This is a genomic window from Candidatus Roizmanbacteria bacterium CG_4_9_14_0_2_um_filter_38_17, from assembly GCA_002788855.1.
In the GTDB taxonomy this organism is placed as follows: domain Bacteria; phylum Patescibacteriota; class Microgenomatia.
The window spans coordinates 60,626-83,609 of sequence record PFSB01000017.1 but is presented as its reverse complement, the minus strand read 5'-3'; the positions used below and the strand labels follow the sequence as shown (position 1 = coordinate 83,609).

Annotated in this window: 22 protein-coding genes, 1 tRNA gene, 1 other RNA gene, 1 pseudogene and 1 riboswitch; of the genes and pseudogenes, 12 read left to right on the top strand and 13 right to left on the bottom strand. The window is 40.0% G+C overall.

From position 1 onward, the window contains the following. Positions 1-12 precede the first annotated feature (12 nt). From CO050_04245 to CO050_04230, 4 genes are all read right to left on the bottom strand, one after another. Positions 13-750, bottom strand: a complete 738-nt coding sequence (locus CO050_04245) for a hypothetical protein (GenBank protein ID PJC31243.1) — start codon at positions 748-750, stop codon at positions 13-15. Positions 751-756: 6 nt separating this feature from the next. Continuing rightward, positions 757-1,188, bottom strand: a transfer-messenger RNA (tmRNA) gene (ssrA, locus tag CO050_04240). A gap of 1 nt (position 1,189) precedes the next feature. Further along, positions 1,190-1,624, bottom strand: a complete 435-nt coding sequence (locus tag CO050_04235; protein PJC31216.1) for an SsrA-binding protein — start codon at positions 1,622-1,624, stop codon at positions 1,190-1,192. A 7-nt stretch (positions 1,625-1,631) separates the two neighbouring features. Then, complete coding sequence (locus CO050_04230) at positions 1,632-2,288, bottom strand: peptidoglycan editing factor PgeF (GenBank protein ID PJC31215.1); 657 nt, start codon at positions 2,286-2,288, stop codon at positions 1,632-1,634. A gap of 120 nt (positions 2,289-2,408) precedes the next feature. On the opposite strand from CO050_04230, the gene CO050_04225 reads away from it, so the two are divergent. Together CO050_04225 and CO050_04220 are read left to right on the top strand one after the other, a co-directional pair. Next, positions 2,409-2,495 (top strand) — tRNA-Ser (locus CO050_04225). Positions 2,496-2,650: 155 nt separating this feature from the next. After that, entirely contained in the window at positions 2,651-2,992 is a 342-nt protein-coding gene (locus tag CO050_04220) for a hypothetical protein (GenBank protein PJC31214.1), read from the top strand. Between the two features lie 27 nt (positions 2,993-3,019). Here CO050_04220 and CO050_04215 read toward each other — a convergent pair whose 3' ends face one another. The 6 genes from CO050_04215 to CO050_04190 form a co-directional block, all read right to left on the bottom strand. After that, a complete protein-coding gene (locus CO050_04215) occupies positions 3,020-3,220 on the bottom strand; it encodes a hypothetical protein (GenBank protein PJC31213.1) in 201 nt (66 codons plus the stop codon). A gap of 2 nt (positions 3,221-3,222) precedes the next feature. Beyond that, entirely contained in the window at positions 3,223-4,701 is a 1,479-nt protein-coding gene (locus tag CO050_04210) for an NADP-dependent glyceraldehyde-3-phosphate dehydrogenase (GenBank protein ID PJC31212.1), read from the bottom strand. Positions 4,702-4,765: 64 nt separating this feature from the next. Then, complete coding sequence (locus CO050_04205) at positions 4,766-5,347, bottom strand: D-tyrosyl-tRNA(Tyr) deacylase (GenBank protein PJC31211.1); 582 nt, start codon at positions 5,345-5,347, stop codon at positions 4,766-4,768. Between the two features lie 34 nt (positions 5,348-5,381). Next, positions 5,382-7,034: a chaperonin GroEL gene (gene groL, locus CO050_04200; GenBank protein ID PJC31210.1), complete on the bottom strand. Its 1,653-nt coding sequence runs from the start codon at positions 7,032-7,034 to the stop codon at positions 5,382-5,384. A gap of 6 nt (positions 7,035-7,040) precedes the next feature. After that, complete coding sequence (locus CO050_04195; GenBank protein PJC31209.1) at positions 7,041-7,349, bottom strand: co-chaperone GroES; 309 nt, start codon at positions 7,347-7,349, stop codon at positions 7,041-7,043. Positions 7,350-7,421: 72 nt separating this feature from the next. Further along, complete coding sequence (locus CO050_04190; GenBank protein PJC31208.1) at positions 7,422-8,354, bottom strand: hypothetical protein; 933 nt, start codon at positions 8,352-8,354, stop codon at positions 7,422-7,424. Between the two features lie 68 nt (positions 8,355-8,422). Here CO050_04190 and CO050_04185 point away from each other — a divergent pair, with 68 nt between their 5' ends. Continuing rightward, the gene (locus CO050_04185) at positions 8,423-9,034 is read left to right on the top strand and encodes a superoxide dismutase (protein ID PJC31207.1); all 612 of its coding nucleotides are present in this window, start codon (positions 8,423-8,425) and stop codon (positions 9,032-9,034) included. A gap of 105 nt (positions 9,035-9,139) precedes the next feature. Next, entirely contained in the window at positions 9,140-10,072 is a 933-nt protein-coding gene (locus tag CO050_04180) for a hypothetical protein (GenBank protein PJC31206.1), read from the top strand. A gap of 51 nt (positions 10,073-10,123) precedes the next feature. Here CO050_04180 and CO050_04175 read toward each other — a convergent pair whose 3' ends face one another. Beyond that, positions 10,124-11,632 (bottom strand): hypothetical protein, encoded by a 1,509-nt coding sequence (locus CO050_04175; protein ID PJC31205.1) that lies wholly within the window; start codon positions 11,630-11,632, stop codon positions 10,124-10,126. Positions 11,633-11,769: 137 nt separating this feature from the next. On the opposite strand from CO050_04175, the gene CO050_04170 reads away from it, so the two are divergent. Both CO050_04170 and CO050_04165 read left to right on the top strand, forming a co-directional pair. Further along, positions 11,770-13,371 carry a hypothetical protein gene (locus tag CO050_04170; GenBank protein ID PJC31204.1) on the top strand — a complete coding sequence of 534 codons (1,602 nt, stop codon included), beginning with the start codon at positions 11,770-11,772 and terminating at the stop codon, positions 13,369-13,371. A gap of 3 nt (positions 13,372-13,374) precedes the next feature. Then, entirely contained in the window at positions 13,375-13,833 is a 459-nt protein-coding gene (locus CO050_04165; GenBank protein PJC31203.1) for a glycerol-3-phosphate cytidylyltransferase, read from the top strand. Positions 13,834-13,901: 68 nt separating this feature from the next. On the opposite strand, the gene CO050_04160 is transcribed toward CO050_04165, so the two are convergent. Both CO050_04160 and CO050_04155 read right to left on the bottom strand, forming a co-directional pair. Then, positions 13,902-15,425 (bottom strand): glutamine-hydrolyzing GMP synthase, encoded by a 1,524-nt coding sequence (locus tag CO050_04160; protein PJC31202.1) that lies wholly within the window; start codon positions 15,423-15,425, stop codon positions 13,902-13,904. Beyond that, positions 15,422-16,570, bottom strand: a complete 1,149-nt coding sequence (locus CO050_04155) for a guanosine monophosphate reductase (protein PJC31242.1) — start codon at positions 16,568-16,570, stop codon at positions 15,422-15,424. Before CO050_04155 ends, CO050_04160 begins: the two co-directional genes overlap by 4 nt. Positions 16,571-16,623: 53 nt before the next feature. Here CO050_04155 and CO050_04150 point away from each other — a divergent pair, with 53 nt between their 5' ends. The 6 genes and pseudogenes from CO050_04150 (at position 16,624) to CO050_04125 (ending at position 22,872) form a co-directional block, all read left to right on the top strand. Beyond that, positions 16,624-17,187 carry a hypothetical protein gene (locus CO050_04150; protein PJC31201.1) on the top strand — a complete coding sequence of 188 codons (564 nt, stop codon included), beginning with the start codon at positions 16,624-16,626 and terminating at the stop codon, positions 17,185-17,187. 59 nt (positions 17,188-17,246) lie between these two features. Next, on the top strand, positions 17,247-17,471 hold the full coding sequence (locus CO050_04145; protein PJC31200.1) for a hypothetical protein: 225 nt from the start codon (positions 17,247-17,249) through the stop codon (positions 17,469-17,471). Between the two features lie 54 nt (positions 17,472-17,525). Next, entirely contained in the window at positions 17,526-18,185 is a 660-nt protein-coding gene (locus CO050_04140) for a hypothetical protein (GenBank protein PJC31199.1), read from the top strand. 237 nt (positions 18,186-18,422) lie between these two features. After that, positions 18,423-18,869, top strand: coding sequence for a transcriptional regulator NrdR (locus tag CO050_04135; protein ID PJC31198.1), 447 nt, complete (start codon positions 18,423-18,425; stop codon positions 18,867-18,869). Beyond that, complete coding sequence (locus CO050_04130; GenBank protein ID PJC31197.1) at positions 18,866-22,378, top strand: ribonucleoside reductase; 3,513 nt, start codon at positions 18,866-18,868, stop codon at positions 22,376-22,378. Before CO050_04135 ends, CO050_04130 begins: the two co-directional genes overlap by 4 nt. After that, a pseudogene (locus CO050_04125) lies at positions 22,375-22,872 on the top strand (ATP:cob(I)alamin adenosyltransferase). The gene CO050_04130 and the pseudogene CO050_04125 overlap by 4 nt, the downstream one beginning before the upstream one ends. Beyond that, positions 22,858-22,980: riboswitch (cobalamin riboswitch) on the top strand. Its footprint overlaps the pseudogene before it by 15 nt. The last annotated feature ends 4 nt before the right edge of the window (positions 22,981-22,984 follow it).

Sequence of the window (22,984 nt, the reverse complement as noted above, 5' to 3'; positions counted from 1 at the left end):
GGGTTCTCGAAGTTATGAGGCGAGAGCTATTCCCCAGACACGCTTTACACCCACGCGTTTTAAAGCAATTGCAGCTTCTTTCAAAGTAGAGCCAGTAGTAGTTACATCATCTACTAATAGAATATTACAAAGCGCTGGGTCAATTTTTCCTTGCTCCAGATAATCTGTATTTACAGAATATATATTTTTAGCATTTATTACCCTTTGTTTGCTTGTTAACTTTGTCTGACTCGATGATCTAAATTTGCGTCTTAGGACTCTTGGCATAACTGGGAGATCGTATTCGCTAGCGACTACTTCGCTTATAATCTCGGCCTGATTAAACCCTCTTTGTGCCAGTTTCCACCAATGCAGCGGTACGGGCACTACAATAGGACGCTTAGAAAAGATAAATTCCTCTAGATCATCTAGCGACTCAGCCTCGCCTTGTAGCAGTAAATTAGTTCCTATTAAATCTACAAGCTCGTCTTCAATATCTGTTAATTTTTGATACTTAAGCTTAGTTATTCCAGCTCTTATAGTTGTCTGGTATTTAAACAAGCAGAACAACCCATCAAGTCCATATCTTTTATTGCAGTCCCTATGAGTAGCTCCACCATGAGAAACTCTTTGGCACGCAATACATTTTTGATGAAAAACTGGCTTAATGCTTTTTAAGCAGTTAACACAAAAATATGCTCCAAATTTTCTACAACTCACGCACCGCTTGGGAGAAAGCAATTTTAAAAATACAAGTAGAGGATTAGCCATTTTACGTGGTGGAGATGGAGGGGGGTGACCCCTCGTCCAGAAAGCGAGCAAAACAACTTCATTCACAAGCTTAGTTAGTTTGATACTTAATGACATTAAACTAACAAATCGAAGATAGTTTACCTATCCTTATCATTAAGGATTGCCTTATTTCTCCGATAAAGATCAGGCTAGATTCTTTATCTGACGCCTCGACTTTGTTTGTGCCTATAAATCTTCATCGAGTGAAAGACCTATAAACAGCCTTTAAGCGTAAGCAAAAGCAGCGCGAGCTGCGAAGCGCTTTGCCATTAAGGCCTCTTCCATCCCGCGCAAACGGGACTTCAAAGCTGCAAGGGTTTTATCCTCTGCAATTAGATTTTTTGATAAGTTTAGCGAGTTAATCAGCTCGGCTTGCAAGTTGTTAAAGTACTCATCCTGTCAAATCAACACATCCCCGTTAGTAATTCTTCAATTCTCTTTCAATTTCTCGTTTGGAATCTCGCTTTTTTAGCTCGTCTCGTTTCTCATGCATTTTTTTGCCCCGAGCCAGTCCCAGCTTGATCTTTACCAAACCGCGAGAAGTATAGCATGAGAGGGGGATTAGGGTCAATCTCCCGCTCTGAATCTTGGACTGAAGAGAGATTATTTCAGACTTTTTAAGCAACAACTTTCTTGTTCGTTGCTGGTCGTAATCCTTTAGACTTGAATACTTATACTGAGGGATTATAGCTCCTACTAAAAACACCTCATTATTTCTAATTTTGGCGTAACTTCCATCCAGCTTCATTCTACCCGACTTTATTGACTTAGCCTCCGCTCCTGTCAGCACAATACCTGCAACATACTCATCGGTAATGCTATATTGTCTCGCTTTCCTATTCTTATACTCCATAAGAGGATTATAGCAACATAATCCCACAGGCAAAGCTGGACGCATCCCCCGTTGCTCTATAAGAGAAATATTTATCTAGATTGCACTTTGTGCAGATATTAGCCACTTCAATATTTTTCTTCTTAACACCACCCATTAATAACTGATCATAATTGGCCTTCCAGAGATCGATAGTTCCAGCTGTCTTATATTTATCCTCGAATTGACTGGCTACATCTTCTTTTACTTCAAAACAACAAGGGCCAATGGACGGTCCAATCCCAACTATAACATCACCCGGATTTACCATGTGCCTATTCTGCATATATTTAAGTGTATTAAAGGCAATCTGTTTTGCACTACCTCTCCATCCGGCATGGATAGCTCCAACAATCTTCTTTGTAGGGTCAAAAAGTAGCATAGGAACACAGTCTGCTACTCTCACAGCTAGGCATAGACCAGTTTTATTAGTTACTAAGGCATCTCCCTCTTGCAAATTCCCTATTTTAGCCTCAATAACTCCGTTTCCATGTACTTGTTGAATAACAACTACTTGCTTAGCCTCAATATTTTGCTCTTTTGCGAGCTTTTCTTGTCCGCCCTCAAGCGTAACTTCCCCAAACTCTCGATTTGTAACAAAATGAGCGATTTCTGGGTATTTACCTAAATTATCGAACTTAAACATATTCTTGCTATAATACTACAAGCTAACTGGAGGAGTCCGATAGTCTGGTCAATTCGGGGAGTTTGCTAAACTCCTGAGCTTTACAGCTCACATGGGTTCGAATCCCATCTCCTCCGCTAGGGAGAGGTGCCGGAGCGGCTTAACGGGCTGGTCTTGAAAACCATGCATGCTATGCATACGGGGGTTCGAATCCCTCCCTCTCCGCCAGTTGGGAAATGTCTTTGTTGGCTCATCGCCTCTCTCGAGGGCTCGCCAGCCGATTTTAAGCGCAAATTGGAATTTTTTATCTTTGCTCCGTATCTCGCGGGGCTGGTCAAAAGCGGGCTTCCCGAATTTTCATTTTTAATTTTTAAGGGGAAACTGTGAAATACTTTATCTACACCAGAAAATCAACGGACAGCGAAGAACGACAAATTTTAAGTATTGAATCTCAAATTTCCGAATTAAAAGAATTTGCCGCCAAAGAAAAACTTGTGGTTCGACAGGTCCTTCGGCCACGAGCTCAGGGCCGAGTGGCTCACCATCTCTTCGAGCCTGAGCCTCAGAGCCGAAGGCCTGAGCGAAGTCGAAGGAAAATCGTCCAATCCGAAAGGGTCGCTTCCGCGGGCGGGAGGAAGGGGGGTTTGGCCCGCTTCGTCGGAGCTAAAGCTACGACGAGCGACCTTGCTTTGCTTCGCTTGGGATTAAAAAGGGTTTGTGAGTAGGTTTAACTCCTTAAAATTAACACTATTTCATCGATAGTAAATATCATCAATATCAGTAGATAAAGTAACTTTTTTCTTACTCTTAACTCTAACTGCACCTACCAATTTATCAATTTCGGAGTAGTGACTTGGTGTGTGAGTTATAATAGAAGCTAGAAGATTACCAAGCCTGCTCGTAACAGTATCAACCGTTTTTTGAATAATTTTGGAATGCATAAAACTAGACATATTTAGTGGGGGCTGTTTAATACCACTGACTTTAACCTTGTCATAGCCTCTAGAGAATATCTTATTCCCTGCACTCCAATACCTGAGGATTTTACCCCCATAAATGGAAAGTGATCTGGCCCTCGCTGGGGATTCGAGTTTATCTGGACTGTTCCCGTATTAATCCTATCTGCTAAGGACAAACCAGTTCCTTCATCTTCGGTAAAGATAGAGGCCTGGAGACCATATTTTGAGTCATTTATCATCTCAATTGCATCATCAATATTATCAACTTCAATAAACGAAATAACTGGCCCAAAAGTCTCCATATGTGCTACTTCCATTTTTTCCGTTACATTACGAAGAATAGTTGGTTCTATATAGGGCCCATCAGCATTTCCTCCATATACAAGCTCTGCTCCTTGTTTTACTGCGTCATTAATACGACGCATGATAGTATGAGCTGCCTTCTCAGTTATAACTGGACCCATATTGATCCCCTTATTCATTGGATCTCCCAGCTTCATATTTGCCTTGGTATACTCCACGACCCTTGGAATAACTTTATCCAAAGTAGCACGCAGTCCATAGATTTTCTTTACCCCAGTACATCTTTGCCCGGAATATGAAAATGCCCCTTTTGAAATATGCTCGGTTGTAAGATCTAAATTGGCATCGGATAGTACTATTAACGGATTGTTACCTCCGCATTCAAATAAACAATCTGCCATGCCAGAATTATTACAGATAGTTTCACCAGCTTCAGAAGAACCCGTAAAAGCTACCATGGCAATATCTGGGTGACCAGTAGTTTTAGTTCCAATTTGGGAACCTGCTCCGGTTATAAGCTGAATAACTCCCTCTGGTAAACCGCTTTCAACAAAGATTTTGGTCAAATATGTTCCTGAAATTGATCCATAAGTTGGAGGCTTAAATACAACAGTATTACCTGTTAAAAGAGCTGGTGCTAATTTGGACACCGCTAGATTAATAGGATAGTTAAATGGAGCAATCGCTAATATTACTCCTCTTGGCACCCTTTTTACGATTGCTGTTTTCCCCAGCTCTACCCCAGGAAACTGGTCTGAAGGAATCTCTTCGCCCCGCAAACTTCTGACCTCACCAATAAACGCATCAATCATCTCCGCCGAGCGTACATATTCTTTAATTGCTTCATTAGCTGGTTTTCCAATCTCTACTGCTAATATTTTTCCAAGCTCCCCAGAATACTCTCGCAAGTAATCCGCTACTAGCATCATTGATGTAATTCTGGTGTTTAAGCTTGTATTACCCCAATTTTCTTGTGCTTTCTTTGCTGATTTAACAGCTCTATTAATTTCATCAGAAGTTGCAACATCAACTCTGCCCACAATCTTGCCATCAATCGGAGAAACAATATCATTTGTTCGATCACTAGAAGAAAACTGCCACTTACCTTCAATAAACATCTTGTAGGTAGGAATATCTTTATGATCAGAGATTTCCTTGAAGAAATTTTGCATATTAACATCATAGTGGGTAAAAGAAGGGGAGTCAAGCGCCTCTCAACATATAAAGGCGAAGCCTTTATATGTTGTCTAGGTCTACGCCAAGTTTGTCGAGCATGTCATCAAAATTTTCAGCATAATTATCATCCGTTTCTTCTATTTCTAATTCCCTTTCCATTTGGCCAATTAAGTCTGGCTCAAGAACTAAGGTTGCCGGCCCATCATTGGTGGCGGACACTTCCATAAACTCTCCAAACATACCTGTTTTAACAGTTACAGTCGTACCACACGTTTTCTTCAGCTGTTTTAAGAGCTGCTTATACAATTTTGCCGCCATCTCTTGCTCAGCAGCCTGTCCAAAGTATGGACGATTACCGTCATTGAGATCACCGTACAAAGTGTAGTTAGGTATTACTAGGATACTCCCTTTAATATCTATTATAGATTTTTGAAAGTCATGTGTTTCATGGTTTACCCGAACCTTATCTTTCTGTGGAAAGAATCGCAGTTTACCAAGTTTATCGACTAAGATAGTTACGTCATTCACAGTGTCTTCTTGGCCAACAGCAACATAGATTAGATAGCCACGATCGATTTTAATAGTAGCTTTATTTTGAACCTTAACAGAAGCGCGTTTAACTCTTTGCAAAACTAGTCTCATGAGGGTAATTATACAATGGGGGAGTAGTGAAAGATTACATCATGCCTGGCATACCCATTCCGCCCCCACCCATCCCACCAGGTCCGCCTGCTGGTTTGTCTTCTGGCTCTTCGGTTACCATTGCTTCAGTTGTTAACACCATTGCCCCAATTGAAGCTGCATTTTGTAGTGCTAGTCTGGTTACCTTAACAGGATCGATAACTCCGGCACTAATCATGGAACCAAACTTACCGGTTGTTGCGTTGTAACCATAATCTACTCCTTTATTATCTTCAACTTGGCGTACAACATATCCTGCGTCTTCTCCAGCATTTTTTGCAATCCAGTATAGAGGACGTGATAATGCTTTATAAAGAACATCTACTCCTGTCTTTTCATCAGCAAACTCCATTCTCTCTCTTACCTTTGCAAGTACCCTTCGGGCTCGCAAAATCGCCACTCCTCCACCAGGCACGATTCCTTCTTCAATAGCTGCACGAGTTGCTGAAACTGCATCGTTCACTCTCTCTTTTCGCTCTTTAAGCTCCACTTCTGTAGCTGCACCAACATGGATTTCTGCTACACCACCAGCCATTTTAGCTAGTCTCTCGTCAAGTTTTTCTTTATCAAAGTCTGAGTCACTTGCGTCTTTCTGTATTCTAATCTGCTCAATTCGTTTCTTAATTTCAGCTGCAATACCTTTTCCTCCAATTACACGAGTATTATCCTGATCAGCCCAGATTTTGTCTGCGCGCCCACAATCTTCAACAACTATTGTGTCTAAAGTGCGACCCATGTCTTCTGAAATAACAGTTGCGCCAGTTAATATAGCAATATCTTCCAAAATTTCCTTTCGACGATCGCCAAAGCCCGGAGCTTTAACTGCGAGAATATTAATGGTTCCTCTAAGCTTATTTATCACCATTGTTGCCATTGCTTCACCATCTATATCTTCAGCAATAATCACAAGGTTTTTAGAGATTTTCACGAAGCTTTCTAGGAATTTCAATATATCTTGAACAGAAGAGATTTTCTTATCTGTAATAAGAATATAGGGATCCTCAATTTCCGATACCATTTTTGCTGTATCTGTAGCAAAGTATGGAGAGACATAACCTTTGTCAAACTGCATACCTTCTTTGTGTTCAATCTCAATCTCAAGACCTTTACCTTCTTCTACTGTAACAACGCCATCTTTACCCACAGTTTTAAGCGCTTCTGCAATTTTTTGACCTATTTTTTCATCACCAGCTGAAATAGTTGCAACCTGAATAATACGCTCGTGATCTTTTACGTCTTTGCTCATTTTTTTCAACTCTGCTACAACCGCTTCAGCTGCCGCATCAAGTCCACGTTTTAAGGTCATCGCATTTGCTCCAGCTGCAATATTTCTCATTCCTTCTTTAACAATTGCCTGAGTTAATACCGTAGCAGTAGTAGTTCCATCTCCCGCGTCATCATTGGTTTTATCCGCCGCTTGCTTAATGAGCTGTGCACCCATGTTCTCAAATGGGTCTTTAAGATCAATTTCTTTTGCAACAGAAACACCATCATGGACAACTGTTGGAGCTCCCCATTTCTTGTCAAGTGCCACATTTCGTCCCTTAGGACCTAAGGTAGTTATTACTGCTTTGGCTAGCTTATCTATGCCAGCCTGCATAGCTAGTCGTGCATCGTCACCGAATTTAATTTGTTTTCCTGTTGCCATGATTAATTATTTTATAATAGCGAGAACATCCTTCTCTTCAACTAGTAATAGCTCAACACCTGCAATCTTAATTTCGTTTCCTCCCCATTTCTTGTAATACACCTTGTCTCCTACTTTTACAGACAGTTTAATAATTTTGCCGTTCTCGTCTAATTTTCCAGGTCCGACCGCTAAAACCTCACCAATAGTTGGTTTTTCTTTGGCATTTTCGGGTAAGTATATTCCACCAGGAGATTTTGTTTCTTCTTCTGCTGGCTCAATTAAGACGTTGTCTAAAAGAGGCTGTATTTTTGTGTTGTTTGTCATATGTTTCATGGTTTACCCATTTTTAGCACTCTTGCCTAGTAATTGCTTATTCTAAATAGAGAGTGACTATTTGTCAATAGCCTATAGCAAAATTGCCTTTTGAAGGATTTGCTCGAACCTACCAAACACAAATCGTCTGGCATCTGATGGGTGAAAACGCAAGTATCCATCTTCAAGAACCTCGTGAGTAACCCGCCCTTTCATATAAATTCGTTGAAAAAAACGAGCAACTTGTTCTGCAAATATTACAAGAGCGAGACTTGGTCGGACCCTATGCAAAGCAGAAGGTCCGAACTTAGTTGAATTGCTAGCATTAGGAAGATACGCGCTTACCCAACTATTTACCAGCAAAAACTTTTCATAAGTGTGTTCTTTGTTATAAACTGGTTTTAACTGAACTACCTCGTGAGCCGAAAACAAATCTCTTTCTGCTTTTGGTATCGCTAAGTGTGCTTCATCTATAAACATGTTTAAACATAGCTTGTTTTGTACGTCTGTAGCTTTTGGTCTTCTTCTTTGACCTAATCCTTCCGCCAGTAAAATACAAAGCATCCTTGTTAACCACGTGGTGCCTGAAGTTGTAACAATAAACAGATCAATATCGTCTTCTTTGTGTGCATTTTCCATGGCCAACGCGCCAGAGATGCCAATAAGTTTTATTGTGGGAATACACATTGCTAATGCTATGAAACGATTCAGCATCACTCTCTTATTAGCTGCAATTGGTTTTCTCTTTTCCCGCTGGGCTACGCTACTCTCAAACCCCGGCAAAAAATAATAACCATTCTTATGTTCGATAGAATTTGAATTTAATAATTGATTAAGTGAGTCACCAATTTCTAGTTCAGAAATTAAATACTGTTTAATCTCCTGGGCTGTAAGTGGATAATTAAAAACTGCAGAGTAAGCTATGGTTTGAATAACAGCTCTTTGGATCTTATTTGTAATTTGTAAACCTGTCCACCGATAGGCGCGGTTATAATTTGTAAATTGTGTTGAATATGGTACGAGCATAACTCAATATTATCACATGTTTCATGGTTTCCCCACTGGCATAAGCTTTTGTGGTATAAGTGTAGAACATGAGTTTTCAACTACCAAGTCTTCCATACGAATATAATGCGCTTGAGCCATACATTGATGAGGCTACAATGCATATTCACCACGAAAAACATCACGCTGGATACGTAGATAAACTTAACACAGCGCTTGAAGGACACACTGAGCTATCTTCTAAATCCATCGAGGACTTATTAAAAGACATAAACTCCGTACCGGAAGATATTCGCCAAGCAGTTATTAACAGCGGAGGAGGACATGCAAACCACATGCTTTTTTGGCAGATTATGTCTCCAAACACCACAAATGAGCCAACTGGAGAACTAGCAAAAGCAATTGGCGATTATGCCAAATTTAAAGAAAAATTTACTAACGCTGCCGCAACTCGCTTTGGATCTGGTTGGGCTTGGTTAGTAATAAAAGAGGACAAATCTACAGCCGTTTACAGCACGGCTAATCAAGATAGCCCTCTAATGCAAGGTGACACGCCAATCTTAGGGCTAGACGTCTGGGAACACGCTTATTATCTAAAATATCAAAATAAACGACCAGACTATATCTCCGCCTTCTTTAATATTATTAACTGGGAAAAAGTAGGAGAATTGTATCAAGCGTGTCAAACGTCCAGCGTTTGACACAGTCTACTCAATAACTTTTTCCTCATTTAAATTCTTGTAATTTGATTTTTTTGTTGTTAAGCTTGAAAGCAGATAGATTCTAAAATGAAATGAAGTAAAAATATGACACAAAAAGAATATTTTCAAGTTGTCTACGATGGCGATGCCCTACAGCACAATGAGATGGATGTGCGTGACCTTGCCCCTGCTTTACTTGCAATAAGTGACGTGTTGGATGAGACAAACAAGATAACCTACGGAGACAAAACAAAAGTTCAAGTTAATGTAAAAGGTACCTTTAAAAGTGGTTCTTTTGGTTTTGATTTATCCGTAGTTCAGGGTGGAATAGATGGTTTAACTTCGCTTTTTAACTCTGACCAAGCAAATGCTGCATCCAATCTTCTGCAAATTCTTGGATTTATTGGAGTACCTAGTGGCGGATTAATCGCTTTTCTTCTTTGGCTTAGAAACCGAAATATAAAAAATATAAAAAATATAAACAAAACAAAGACAATAATTGAAGTTGAGGATAAAGAAAAATATGAAACTAATCCAAGAGTAATTGCATTATTTTCAAATGTAAAAATTAGAACATCTATACAAAAAGTGATTACAGAGCCCTTATCACAAGAGGGAATAGATAGTTTTGCAATTAAAAAAAACAACCAAGAAATAGTAATTAAAAAAGAGGAAAAAGATTATTTCAAGCTATCTGAAATACCAGACGAGCTATTGCAAGACCAAGAACGAGAAGTGTTTTTAACAGTTACTACTATCTCGTTTATAGAAGGACATAAATGGAAATTCAGTGATGGGAATGTAGAATTTTATGCAACGATTAGCGATGAGGATTTTGTTAATAAGGTTCAGCAAAACAAAGACGGGTTTTTTAAAGATGATTTATTTAAAGTTATGCTACGTGAAAAACAATGGATTTCAGATACGGGAATAAAATCGGATTATGAAATAATTAAAGTTCTTGAACATAGGTCGGGAGCAAAACAAATAAGGCTTCCTTTTAGAGATGATGAAAAAAAGAAACAAAAACACAACTGATAATCTATTAAGAGATTAGAAGAGAGCACATTCTTGATCGAAGAATTAATATTACTCAATTACCACATTAAATCTCTCTAAGACCTGGGTGATTCCTTGTGCGGCAGTTTCCAAAGCTTCTTGGGGGCTATTACCAGAATCTAAACTATTAACTGCATTTTTATAGTACTGAATAATCCCATCATTAATTCCATTATCATACGTGCGCGATGCCATGTAAAAACTCTGGGCAAACTCACCCTGTTGAGCCAATGGCGCTAAGTAGTCATTTTGTCCTAGTGTTTCTACGAGGTCGCGTCTTGGATACGGCTCTCCAAATAAGACCCTGGTTTCCGCGGTTAGCTTATAGAATTTTTCCAGTGACTCTTTTTGTGCCATAAACTTTAGGAACTCCCAAGCTTGTTGTTGGTTGGGACTTTTTGCATTCACTCCCTCAGCCCAATAACTAGCCCAGGCAACTTGGCTTTCGGAGCCAGCAACCTGGGGTACAGGAGAAGTGGAGAAATTCAGATCTGGATTTATAGCAGCAATAGTGAAAGCTTCCCAAGAAGGCGCAAAAATCATGGCAACCTTCCCTCCTGCAAAAGCAAGAATATCATTATCAAATTCCAAACTCCAAACGTTATCTGGGGTCTGGGCGAATATACGATAAAACACCAGCCCACCCGCGCCAGCGTCGGTATTAGGACGAGCAGGATTGGCACCATTTTGCAACATTAATAGCCCGAGTATATCTGAAAAATGTTCAATATTGTCTGCTCGGCCAAGGGCAGCTCCCGCCGTCACAATCTTATTACCTTGTTTAACTGTCATGTTCTCTGCTTGTAGTAAAAACTCATTCCAGTCGCCAGAAGGAGCACTAAAACCAGCTGCCTGTAAAATATCTTTGTTATAAAAAACCACTAATCCATCGAACATTAATGGGAGGCCTACAGTTGTTTCTCCAACAGAGAGATCTTCTACTATTACAGGGTAATAAGCTTCTTTAAATTCAGCTCGTGTCATCACGCTATTTGGCATAGCTGATAGCTCGTCTTGGAGCATCGGAGTCCAGGTATTATGAAAGCGAAAGATGTCTGGTCCTTCCCCACGGGCAATATGTGTTTGTAGTCGCTCACGATATTGAATAACTGATTGTTTCTGCAATGTGACTGTAACTCCCAAATGCTGCTGCTGGTACTCCTCAATCAGAGGCTGGTAAACACTATCGTCTTCCCACAGCGTCCAATAGTTTAAGTCTGCTGGTCCACCCTTGCCATTACGTTCTAAAAAGTAGTTGTAGGCCAAATACCCCAGTAGGAGTAGAATAATTATTCCAATTAAGAAGGGAATTGCTTTTAAGATGCGCTGAAAAATTGAGGCAGGTGGTGGTGGGGGGAGTTCTGGCTCGATATACTCATCATCCATGATTGGGTCTCCATGAAATACATCGCTTTCATACGCACTCTCCAACGGATCTAGTGGATCAGTCTGCTTAGATTTCAATGGACCCTGTGGGTCTTTTTGTTCGTTATCAGCCATGCTTATGTTATCATAGCATAGGTGTTTCATGTGTCTCATAGTTTACCTAGTTTACCCAACCGTTTTTATAAGGTGTGAAACAAATAATAATCAGGTCATTAACAGTCATTTTTATCGGAATAATTCTAGGGTTTGGGGCGAGCTTCATTTACTTAAATGATCGTCTTTATCCTGGTATGAGTATTGCTGGAATCAGCATGAGCGCCTTAACCAGAGCAGAGGCTCAAGATAAACTTCGACTTTTAATTAATGAGAATACACCAGAAAGTATTGTATTAACACACCAAAACACCACTTGGGAATTATCCTTAAAGGAACTACAATATAATCCTCGCATCAGTAGCTCTATCGACGCTGCATTTAACCAACGCAGTATCGTAAAACTTTTAACCCAACAGTTTAACAATCAACCAGTGAGCTATGAAATTAATAATTTAGAACTTGAGGCATCGATTGCCACGATTTCTGCTCAACTCAGTTTTCCAGCACAGAAAACCGAAATACAGTTAGTAGAGGATACGCTAGAAACAATTCCAGGTCAAGATGGGCAAGAATTACCACAGCAAGAGGTTATTGACTTAATAAATAATCAACTTGCCATGCTAAATTTTAACCACATAAAGCTACCAGTAAAACTGGTTGAAGTAGCCATATCTAGCTCCCAACTGGAAAGTACACTAGCTCGTGGACAGAAATTCTTATCTAAAACATTATCTATTCACATTGCAGATAACATGGAAGAGTTGGACGGGGAACGGATCATTAGCTTATTGAATTTTAAGGGAGGCTATGACACAGAAAAAATAGCAGTACTTATAGATACTTATGCACAAAGTCATGATCATCCTCCTCAAAATGCTCTCTTGAAGTTAGAAAATGGGAAAGTGACGGCATTTAAACCAGCCGATGCTGGTCAAGAACTTAAAAAAGAACAAGCATCCGTAGAACTAACCAATGCCCTAATACTGTTAGAGAATCTCGACTCACAGACTCATGAAGTGGAGCTAAGTGTAGTCATTACTCAACCGGAAATTGTGAATCAAGACGCAAATAGCTTAGGAATTAATGATCTTTTAAGTCAAGGTGTTTCATACTTTACTGGTTCTGCAGTAGGCAGGATACATAATTTATCGCTGGCAGCAAGTCGTATTAATGGAACACTTATTCCTCCAGGTGAGGAATTTTCGTTTAACGATACAGTTGGAGATATTTCTTATTCAAGTGGTTATCAGGCTGCTTATGTTATCAAAGATGGGCGCACAGTTCTTGGTGATGGGGGAGGAGTTTGCCAAGATTCCACCACTTTATTTCGCGCTGTATTGGACGCGGGGCTTCCTATCACAGAACGAAAGGCTCATTCTTACCGTGTGGTGTACTATGAAAAAGGCAATTTTAAGCCAGGGCTTGACGCAACAGTCTATGCACCATCAACGGACTTTCGCTTTAAAAATGACACCACCGCATACATACTAATTCAAACAAAAGTTGACAGCGCCCAAGCTAAATTGACTTATGAAATTTATGGTACTTCTGATGGGAGAGAAACTACTATCTCAAATCACCGTGTCTGGGATCAGCAATCGCCTCCAGAACCACTTTATCAGGACGATCCATCACTCCCTGTTGGATCTGTTAAACAGGTAGACTTTGCCGCTTGGGGATCGAAAGTTGCCTTTGATTACACAGTTACCAGAAATGGTGAAACTCTTACCAGTAGAACATTTTTCTCTAATTTCAGACCTTGGCAAGCGGTGTATTTGCGGGGGACTGGAGCTTAAAGTATGAATAAAATTATTAAGCTTGATCAAATACCCAGTAATAAGAAGCTAGTTTTAGCTGGAGGTGTATTTGACCTTCTCCACTATGGGCACATAAAGTTTCTAAAAGAAGCCAAAAAATATGGTGACATATTAATTGTAGCGCTGGAAAGTGACACTACTGTGCAAAGACTTAAAGGAAAGAGTCGGCCAATTTTCAATCAACAAATTCGAGCTGAAATTCTTAGTGAACTTATATGTGTAGATTACGTAATTCTCCTAAACGAGATGAATTCAGATAAAGACTATTTTGATCTGGTTAAGGCGATTAAACCAGACGTGATAGCTGTTACAAAAAACGACCCGCAACTAGATAATAAGCGCAAGCAGGCCGCAGGTATTGGTGGTGAATTAAAAATAGTAACAGATCAAATCAATACTCCCTCCACCTCCAAGCTCGCCCAAATCCTCAAGGTAGAATAATCCCAAGTAAGGCTTAGCCTTACAATAAGCCCCAGTTTACGGGCTATTATAGGGGTCGACTCTATAATTTATTCCCATTCCATGGTAGCTGGGGGTTTGGTGGTGATGTCATACACAACGCGCGAGATCTCCGGTACTTCATTAACAATACGTGTAGATAATCTTGCGAGTACTTTATGCGGAATTCTTGACCAATCAGCTGTCATCCGATCTTTACTATCTACTATTCTCAATGCCACAACTTCCCCATAAAATCTCTCATCACCTTTTACACCAGTGCTATTTGTTCCAGTCATCACAGACCAACACTGAAACACTTTATCGTACCAGCCAGATTTTTTAAGTTCATCAACAACGATAGCATCGGCCATAATTTGTTGATCTAGTCTACTCTCTGTTACTTCTCCAACTATTCGCACAGCATGACCAGGTCCTGGAAAAGGTTGTTGAAAAACAATATCTTTAGGTAGCTTAAGCAATAATCCAATTTTCCTGACCTGATCGGTATAGTAGTATCGCAGTGGTTCAAGTAGCTTTAATTTCATGTTTTTGGGCAAGCCACCAACATTATGATGGCTTTTTATGTGTGCAGATTTTTCTTTTCCTTGTCCTTTTGCCTGTATAAAGTCTGCATAGGTTGTTCCTTGGAGCAAAAATGCAACGTTTTTGTATTTTTTTATCTCTCGCTCAAATAATTCAATATACAAGTTTCCAATAGTTTTCCGTTTTTTCTCTGGATCGGTGACGCTTTTTAAACGTTTTAGAAATTCTTTGCGGGTATTAATTACCTGTACTTTTATTCCCAAGACTTTTGGAAAATCACTCTTAATTCTCTCCAAAGTTCCCTCTCGCATTAGGCCACTATCAATGTAGATGGGTATAAACTGTTTCCCGATAGCCTTAGCCACCAAAGCCCCTGCAATTGCCGAATCTGTTCCTCCTGAAAATGCACCAATAACCTGTTTATCTCCTACTTTTTCTCTAATTTCTTGGATTATTGAATTAGTATTAATGCGAACTGGATGAACACCAATATTACATATTATTGTGATGAAGTTTTTTAAGATTTGTCTGCCTTGTTTCGTGTGGTGCATTTCGGGATGAAACTGGACTCCATAAATTTTGCGCTTATCTTCTCTTACGGCTGCATTCTCAACGCTTCCGGTCTTCGCAATAACCTTAAAACCCTTTGGCATTTTATACACTGTGTCTCCATGTGATTCAAAAACTCTTGTTTCACGTGGTAGTCCATAAAATAGATCAGAATAATCATCAATTTTTAATGTGGTTGGGCCGTATTCTTTTTTTCCGCTTTTAACTTCACCATTAAGCAGGTGTGCTGTAAGTTGCCAGCCATAACAAATGCCAAGAATTGGTATCCCCAGATCAAATACCTTCTTATCTATGGTTGGGGCGCTTCGTGCGTACACACTTGCTGGTCCACCTGACAAAATAATCCCTTTGGGCCGAAGGTCCTGAGCTTGTCGAAGGGCTCTTTCTGGTTCAATAATTGTTACATCAACTCCAAAATCACGAATACGTCTGCCGATTAAATGTGTGGTTTGACTGCCAAAGTCTACAATAACTATCATTGGTAATTACTCCCAGCGTTTGTAACTAAAATATCATGTGGATGGCCTTCAGTTAGCGATGCTTGGGTTATCTGAATGAATTTAGCTTTCTTTTGCAATTCGGAAATACTCTTTGCCCCAACATAATAAAGCCCCGATTTCATTCCTCCAACAGCTTGGTCAACAAGGTCTTTAACAGTTCCTTTGACAGGCACCAAGCCCTCAACTCCTTCTGCGACCATTACTCGATCCTTATAACTCTTACCATGGTACTCGTCTTCTGACTTAATCTTAGTACCTTTTTTCATCGCTCCTACCGACCCCATTCCCCGATACTCCTTAAACTTATATATTTTTATGCCATCTTTTAAGATACTCTTAAACCTAGCTGGTACTTGCAGAGCCTCAAGATCAACTACTTTTCCAGGTGACTCTTCCGCAGAGGCAAAGTAGCTGCCCATCATTACGCTTGCCGCTCCCGCCGCCAATGCCTTAACAATATCTCCTGAGTGGGCAATTCCTCCATCAGCAATTACTGGTACACTGTACTTGTCTGCTACTTCAACACAGTCTGATACTGCACTAATCTGCGGGACTCCCATTCCTGAAATAACCCGAGTGGTGCAGATTGCGCCAGGTCCCATGCCTACTCTAAGGCCATCTGCTCCTGCTTTGATTAAAGCCTCTGCGCCATCTTTTGTCGCAATATTCCCTCCAATTACTTGAAGCTTGGGATATTTGTTCTTTACCCACTTTATTGTGTCAATTACATTCTTTGCGTATCCATGTGCAGAATCAACCACTATCACATCTACTCCTGTTTTAACTAAAACTTCCACCCTATCCTCATACCCGGAGCTTGCTCCGATCGCGGCTCCAACTAAAAAGTTTTTTTGCTTAACTGCTTTGACTTCCATTGCTTGATCAGCCACAGTTAGATTTCGGTGAATAAAAGCAATCCCACCAAGTTTTGCTAGAGCTATTGCCAACTTGCTTTCAGCCACCGTATCCATGGGAGCTGCAACTAAGGGAAGATCAAGCCCGATTTTTTTGGTTAACTGTGTCCTTAGGTTAATATCTCCTCGGCTAAAATCCGTATATTCAGGTAAAAGGAGAACGTCGTCGTATGTGAGGTAACATTGTTGATTCTTGACGACCCTTACCATAACCTCTTTTATCATCCTTGTAATAATATGTCAACCAGAATATAATTCTTAACATGGCTGGCAAGAATTACAAATATAGCAATATCACTGTGTCTGGCAGAATTGCCACTGGAACCTCTACTTTAGCTAAGAATCTTGAGCGTGCCCTTGGCTGGAAAAGAATTAACGTTGGCGACCTGCAACGAGAATTTGACCGCAAGCGTGGTAAAAGTGAGCATTTCTCAGGTTCTGATACAAGAGCCGACCAATGGGAAAAGGACATTGAAGCGATGACAAAAGAGAAGCTTACCAATGAAGACAAACTCATCTACGAAGCCTGGCTATCTGGATTTGTAGCAAAGGATATTAAAGGAGTTTTACGAGTTCTTCTAACGTGTGACGACGCTTTGCGTATAGATAGATTAGTCAACAGAGATAATATGTCAGTAGATGAAGCCAAAAAGCAGATAGAGTCCCGTGAAAAGGGGAATATTAAAAAGTGGCAGGCACTCTACGGTAAATATGATTTCTGGGACCCCAAGTATTACAACTTAGTATTAGACACCTATACAACCGGTCCCAACGAGACCATGGGGATAGTCTTAGACAAGTTAGGCTTTGATGGAAACTCCCATTAGATTTTCTTTCGATAGGCCAGGTTGATATTCACCGGTAAGGATGTTATAACGGTTATAACATGAGGCAAAAAATAATCAGGGTTGGTAATTCTGCAGCGGTAACCATTCCTAAAGAACATCTAAAAGAACTTGGTTGGAAAATAGGGGATAGAGTTATTTCAACATTTGAAACAAAAAATAAACTACTTATAGTTACAAAAGTTAACGAAAAATTAGAACAATGGTTAAAAAAGATCGTAAAAAAGAACAGAAAAATGTTAACTGAATTGGCTAAATATGACTGACTGAATGAATAAATCAGTTGACAAACCAACTCAATTGAGGTAAAAACGAACTTAATGAAGCAGTCAGTAATTGGTTTTATTCTCATTCTGGCATTATTTAGCCCCCTGTTTTTTAATAACAGCGTTAGCACGACTACTGCAGAGGAGCTTCCTAATTCCATGTTGGCAACGACGGAGGCGGACAGGTTAGATGTTTTACAAGCCTCAATGCAGGCCCAACCAATAGACAATCCAGGTATAATGGTCATGGAGGAAATACAGGACAAAACGGTTTATAATTTACCATATCCAGGCATCCTTCCTGACCATGCACTATATCCACTCAAACTTTTTAGAGACAAGTTGTTAAATCTTTTTATTCAGGACCCTCAGAGGAAAATAGAGTTTAATCTACTAATGGCTGATAAGCGGCTAAACATGGGCGTATTTTTGATTGAAAAAGGGAAATATGAGCTTGCAGCTAAAACCGTAGCAGAAGCTCAGGGGTTCTTTAATAATGGGATCGATATTATTAATGATTTACAAAAGGAAGATAAAGATTCTGTTTCCAATAACACTATTGATACATACAAAAAATCTGCGAACAAACACCAGGAAGTGTTAATTATTATGAAAAATAATGCCCCAGAGAATTTACAAAAGGGGTATGAAGAGAGTGTTCAAAGAGCAGAAGAAGTAAACCAAAGAATACTAGAAATAGAAAGCCGACAATAGTCTATACCTAGGCCCTATATAGGGTATATAGACTAAATTAGTTATTCAAGACAACTGACCATATTTTACTGCCACATATTAGAATGTTCATTTAAGCCTATAGTTATATTACTGACATAGCCTTAGGTTCAAAAGTGATTATTGAGCTTTTCTGATATAGTTTGTTTCATTGACACTGTCTAAATAATGTCTTACGCTTATGGCTGGCACTACCCATAGTGCTTTTATAGAAAAAAAATGATTTGTCCATTTTGCTCTTTTGATCAAAGCAAGGTGATGGAAACGCGCGATTCGCAAGAATTAGCTATAACTAGGCGCAGAAGAGAATGTCTAGAGTGTGAAAAAAGATATACAACATATGAAAGGATCGAAACAGAGCCATTAATTGTTAAGAAAAAAGACGGGAAGCGAGAACAGTTTGATCGAAATAAGGTTAAAAATGGAGTATTAAAAGCGTCTGAAAGAACTAAAGTGTCGCACGATCAGATTGACGAAATAATTAATAAAGTTGAGCAGCAATTACGTAACGGTGACGCAGTTGAAATTGAGAGCGGAGAAATTGGCAACTTAATAGCTGACCACTTAAAAGTAATAGATAAAGTAGCATATATTAGATTTGCTTCGGTTTTTAAAAGATTTGTAGAAGTTGAAGAATTTCAAAAAGAATTAAAAAAAATATTATGAAACTAGAAGGAGTAAGCGAAAAAGTATTCAAAGATAGGTACGCCCTAAAAAATAAGGCAGGAGATCCTATCGAAAAAGATCCTAAACAGATGTGGGCTCGCGTAGCTCGCGGCATAGCTAAAGAGGAAAAACCTAGCAATCGTAAGCATTGGGAGGACGAGTTCAATCGAGTAATGCAGGACTTTAGGTATGTGCCAGGTGGCAGAGTTTTAGCAGGCGCAGGAACCGGCTACGATGTGACTTACTACAATTGTTACGTTATTCCCAATCCACCAGATTCCCGAAACGGTATCTTAGAAAACCTAGGACACATGGTTGAGATTATGGCGCACGGTGGCGGGGTAGGGGTAAATCTTTCTAGTCTCAGGCCTCGTGGTGCACGTGTGAGCAAGGTCAATGGCTACTCTTCAGGACCAGTAAACTGGGCTGAGCTTTATTCAGTTGCTACTCATGACATTATTCAACAAGGTGGAACCAGAAGAGGCGCTTTGATGATTATGCTTTGGGATTGGCACCCTGACGTACAGGAATTTATCAATGTAAAGAGAGATCTAACGCGTATTCGGGGAGCAAATCTTTCAGTTTGTGTCTCTGACAAGTTTATGGAAGCTGTGAAAAATGACGATGACTGGAATTTTATTTATCCAGACATCGACGACCCCAAATATGACAAAGAATGGGATGGATATATGCAGGATTGGTTAGATATAGGAGGAAAAGTCAATGTCCATAGTACAGTTCGCGCTCGTGATTTATGGGATCAAATCTGTGAAGCCGCTTGGAACTCTGCTGAGCCCGGAGTAGTATTTATGGAAAGATATAACAAGTGGCACAATAATTATTACTTCAACCGCATTAACTGTGTTAATCCTTGTGTCACAGCAGATACCAAAGTTACAACTTCAGACGGAATTAAAACCGTTGGCGAGCTTTATCTATCTGGAGAACCAGTCAAAGCAGTAGTTGATGGTGAAAGCTATCGTGCAACTAGTTTCTTTAAGACCGGCACAAAATCTGTTTATCGACTAAAAACTAAAGAAGGATACGAACTACGGCTAACAAAAGATCATAAGGTGTTTACTACCACGGGCAAGGTAGAAGCAGGCAAGCTACAGCAAGGAGATAAGATTAAACTTTCAAGCTACGGAGCATTTGGCACACAAGGATCACTAGAACAAGGACGAGTTTTGGGCTGGTTAGTGGGGGACGGTTCACTCAAGAAAAATGGTAACGCTACCTTATATTTTTACGGTAGCGAAAAACAAGAATTAGCCCCACAGTTTGCTATTTATGTTCACAAAATGGTTGATGGTGAACAAGTGGTTGCTCGTTCATATCCCATTGCTCCGCAATACATAGACAGTGAAGACAAAGCAGTTGTCGAGTCAACCAGGCTATGGAGACTAGCTGGTCGGTATGGACTAACTCCGGAGAACAAATACAAGGTCCCAGTAGCTGTATTGAGCGGGTCTAAAGCCATGCAAAAAGGCTTTATTCAAGCTCTCTTTTCTGCCGATGGACATGTGGCAGGCACATCTAAAAAAGGAATAAGCGTTAGGCTAACATCTATAAGTTACGAATTATTGCAAGACACACAACTTTTGCTACTTAATTTTGGTATTGCAAGCAAAATCTATGCTAACCGGCGAAAAGCTGGGGAAAGAGCTCTCCCAGACGATCATGGTGGATACAAACAATTGTTTCATAGTTTACCTAATCAATGTCAAGCATATCACGATCTAGTTATCAGCAAAGACAATCTAACTCGCTTTGCTAAAGAGATAAATTTCTTACACAAATACAAACAAGATAAGCTAGAGACGCTTCTAGAAAGTTACGGCAAACGAGGTCCATATACAGAAACTTTCATCGCTACGTTTACTGAGCTTGTCTCAGATGGCCAAGAAGACGTCTTTGATATCACCGTAGATAAGATTCATAGATTTTCTGCCAATGGCATGATCATCTCAAACTGTGGTGAGGAAGGATTACCACCTTGGGGGGTTTGTAATTTAGGGTCGCTAAACCTAGCTACTTTTGTAAACGATAGTGGTAATTTTGATTACGATCTTTTAGCAGACCACGTAAAAGTAGCGGTGCGTTTTCAAGACAATGTTATTGATGGGGATGTCTACATATTTGAAGGTATCAGAAAGACTCAACTTGAAGGTGAACGCCGAATTGGAATAGGCACCATGGGCTTGGCAGATGCATTAATAAAAATGAAGATACGCTATGGATCAGAAAAAGGATTAGAGGTAATTGATAAAATTTATAAACTGATTCGTGACGCTGCATACGATCAGTCAGCCGAGCTAGCAAAAGAAAAAGGTGCTTTCCCTAAATTTCAACGCAACAAATATCTCAATGCATATTTTATTAAGCAACTTCCTGAGCGAATTCGAAAAAAGATTAGCAAGCACGGAGTACGAAACTCAGTTATCCTTATGCAAGCACCAACCGGATCTACTTCGCTAATGGCCGGGGTATCTTCTGGAATTGAACCAGTATTTGAGTTCTCCTTCACTCGTCGTGACAGACTAGGAGAACACAAGATTTTTCACCCACTGTATGACGCCTGGAGAAAAGATCATCCTGATGATGAGCGACCAGATTACTTTGTCTCTGCGGCAGATTTAACCCCACAGAATCATGTACGAGTTCAAGCTGCAATTCAGAAATATGTTGACGCCTCCATATCCAAAACAGTCAATGCCCCAGCAGACTTTACGGTTGAAGACGTCAAAGAACTCTATACTATGGCTTATGACCTTGGTTGTAAAGGTGTAACCTTTATGAGAGAAGGGTCACGCCCAGGTGTGTTAGAGCGAGAAACTGACCACGTAAAGTCGCCATCTGGCGAAAACGTGGCAGGCCAGCAAACAAATGGAGAGCTACCAAAAGATATGCCAACCATTACCAGGAGACCACTTGTATTGCAAGGGGCAACATATAAAATGCAGACCCCCGTTGGTAAAAGTTTTATTACTGTCAATACAGATCCAGGAGGGGAACCATCAGAAGTCTTTATAAATATTGGCAAAGGAGGGACAGACATTTCCGCAATGGCAGAAGCAATGGGAAGACTTATTTCACTCGTGTTCAGAATAAATGCACCAGTTAGCGGGGAAGAACGCGTTCGCAGCGTGTTGTATCAACTTGGTGGTATCGGTGGAAGATCTAGTACAGGTTTTGGCAAAGAGAAGGTTTTAAGCCTGCCAGATGCTTTAGCCAAAGTACTCGGAGCACATTTTAATGTAACAGCTACAAACGGCACATATAAAATAATGAATCACACGAATTCAACGACCAACGGACACGCAAAATTAAACGGAAATAGCTTTAATACAGATAAAGAAGTAAAAGAGGAAAAGATAGTCACATTACCTGCTCAACTAATGATGCAACCTACCACACATCTAGATATCTGCCCCGACTGTGGGGATGCATCTCTTGCTCACGAGGAAGGCTGTAAAAAGTGCTACAGCTGTGGCTACTCTGAATGCTGAAGTTTTACACAAAGACAGGGGATAAAGGTGAAACCTCCTTGCGTATAGGAACTAGAATCTCCAAAGACGATCCACTAGTTGAAGCCTACGGCACGATTGATGAATTAAACAGCGCAATCGGCTTTATTAAAGGCAAGGCCTTTAATAATATTCAATCAGACTTAATGCATATTTGTGCGCTACTAGCTGGAGAGAAAAAGTATCAAGAAGCTAGAAATAAGATGCTTGAAAAAAGAGTAAGTGAGATTGAAAAGGAAATAGATATGATTCAAAAAAAACTACCACAGCAAACTCAGTTTTATATACCAGGTGGATCAGTTAAATCTGCACAGCTAGATTTTGCCAGAACAATTTGCCGTCGAGCTGAGCGGAGACTTGTTACTGCTAATATTTTACAAAAAAATCTGTTACAATACATGAACCGTCTGTCCGACTATCTCTATGCCCTTGCCCGCTTAGTTAATAAAGAAGCTGGAGTAGAAGAGAGAATCTGGAATAGTAAAATTTAATAAACTGCATTAAGAATAAGAGGAATGCTGTGAAAGTCAGCAACTGTGCCGCAACTGTAAAGTCAGGAACTCACTTATGCATAATCCCGAGCAGGAG

Coding starts and splice junctions, on each gene's coding strand:
- CO050_04140 (PJC31199.1), top strand. CDS start 17,526: ATGAAGCAGTCAGTAATTGGTTTTATTCTCATTCTGGCATTATTTAGC.
- CO050_04130 (PJC31197.1), top strand. CDS start 18,866: ATGAAACTAGAAGGAGTAAGCGAAAAAGTATTCAAAGATAGGTACGCC.
- CO050_04175 (PJC31205.1), bottom strand. CDS start 11,632: ATGAGACACATGAAACACCTATGCTATGATAACATAAGCATGGCTGAT.
- CO050_04135 (PJC31198.1), top strand. CDS start 18,423: ATGATTTGTCCATTTTGCTCTTTTGATCAAAGCAAGGTGATGGAAACG.
- CO050_04180 (PJC31206.1), top strand. CDS start 9,140: ATGACACAAAAAGAATATTTTCAAGTTGTCTACGATGGCGATGCCCTA.
- groL (PJC31210.1), bottom strand. CDS start 7,034: ATGGCAACAGGAAAACAAATTAAATTCGGTGACGATGCACGACTAGCT.
- CO050_04155 (PJC31242.1), bottom strand. CDS start 16,570: ATGGTAAGGGTCGTCAAGAATCAACAATGTTACCTCACATACGACGAC.
- CO050_04215 (PJC31213.1), bottom strand. CDS start 3,220: ATGTCTAGTTTTATGCATTCCAAAATTATTCAAAAAACGGTTGATACT.
- CO050_04160 (PJC31202.1), bottom strand. CDS start 15,425: ATGATAGTTATTGTAGACTTTGGCAGTCAAACCACACATTTAATCGGC.
- CO050_04185 (PJC31207.1), top strand. CDS start 8,423: ATGAGTTTTCAACTACCAAGTCTTCCATACGAATATAATGCGCTTGAG.
- CO050_04245 (PJC31243.1), bottom strand. CDS start 750: ATGGCTAATCCTCTACTTGTATTTTTAAAATTGCTTTCTCCCAAGCGG.
- CO050_04190 (PJC31208.1), bottom strand. CDS start 8,354: ATGCTCGTACCATATTCAACACAATTTACAAATTATAACCGCGCCTAT.
- CO050_04230 (PJC31215.1), bottom strand. CDS start 2,288: ATGTTTAAGTTCGATAATTTAGGTAAATACCCAGAAATCGCTCATTTT.
- CO050_04145 (PJC31200.1), top strand. CDS start 17,247: ATGAGGCAAAAAATAATCAGGGTTGGTAATTCTGCAGCGGTAACCATT.
- CO050_04170 (PJC31204.1), top strand. CDS start 11,770: ATGAGTATTGCTGGAATCAGCATGAGCGCCTTAACCAGAGCAGAGGCT.
- CO050_04165 (PJC31203.1), top strand. CDS start 13,375: ATGAATAAAATTATTAAGCTTGATCAAATACCCAGTAATAAGAAGCTA.
- CO050_04195 (PJC31209.1), bottom strand. CDS start 7,349: ATGAAACATATGACAAACAACACAAAAATACAGCCTCTTTTAGACAAC.
- CO050_04210 (PJC31212.1), bottom strand. CDS start 4,701: ATGCAAAATTTCTTCAAGGAAATCTCTGATCATAAAGATATTCCTACC.
- CO050_04150 (PJC31201.1), top strand. CDS start 16,624: ATGGCTGGCAAGAATTACAAATATAGCAATATCACTGTGTCTGGCAGA.
- CO050_04235 (PJC31216.1), bottom strand. CDS start 1,624: ATGGAGTATAAGAATAGGAAAGCGAGACAATATAGCATTACCGATGAG.
- CO050_04205 (PJC31211.1), bottom strand. CDS start 5,347: ATGAGACTAGTTTTGCAAAGAGTTAAACGCGCTTCTGTTAAGGTTCAA.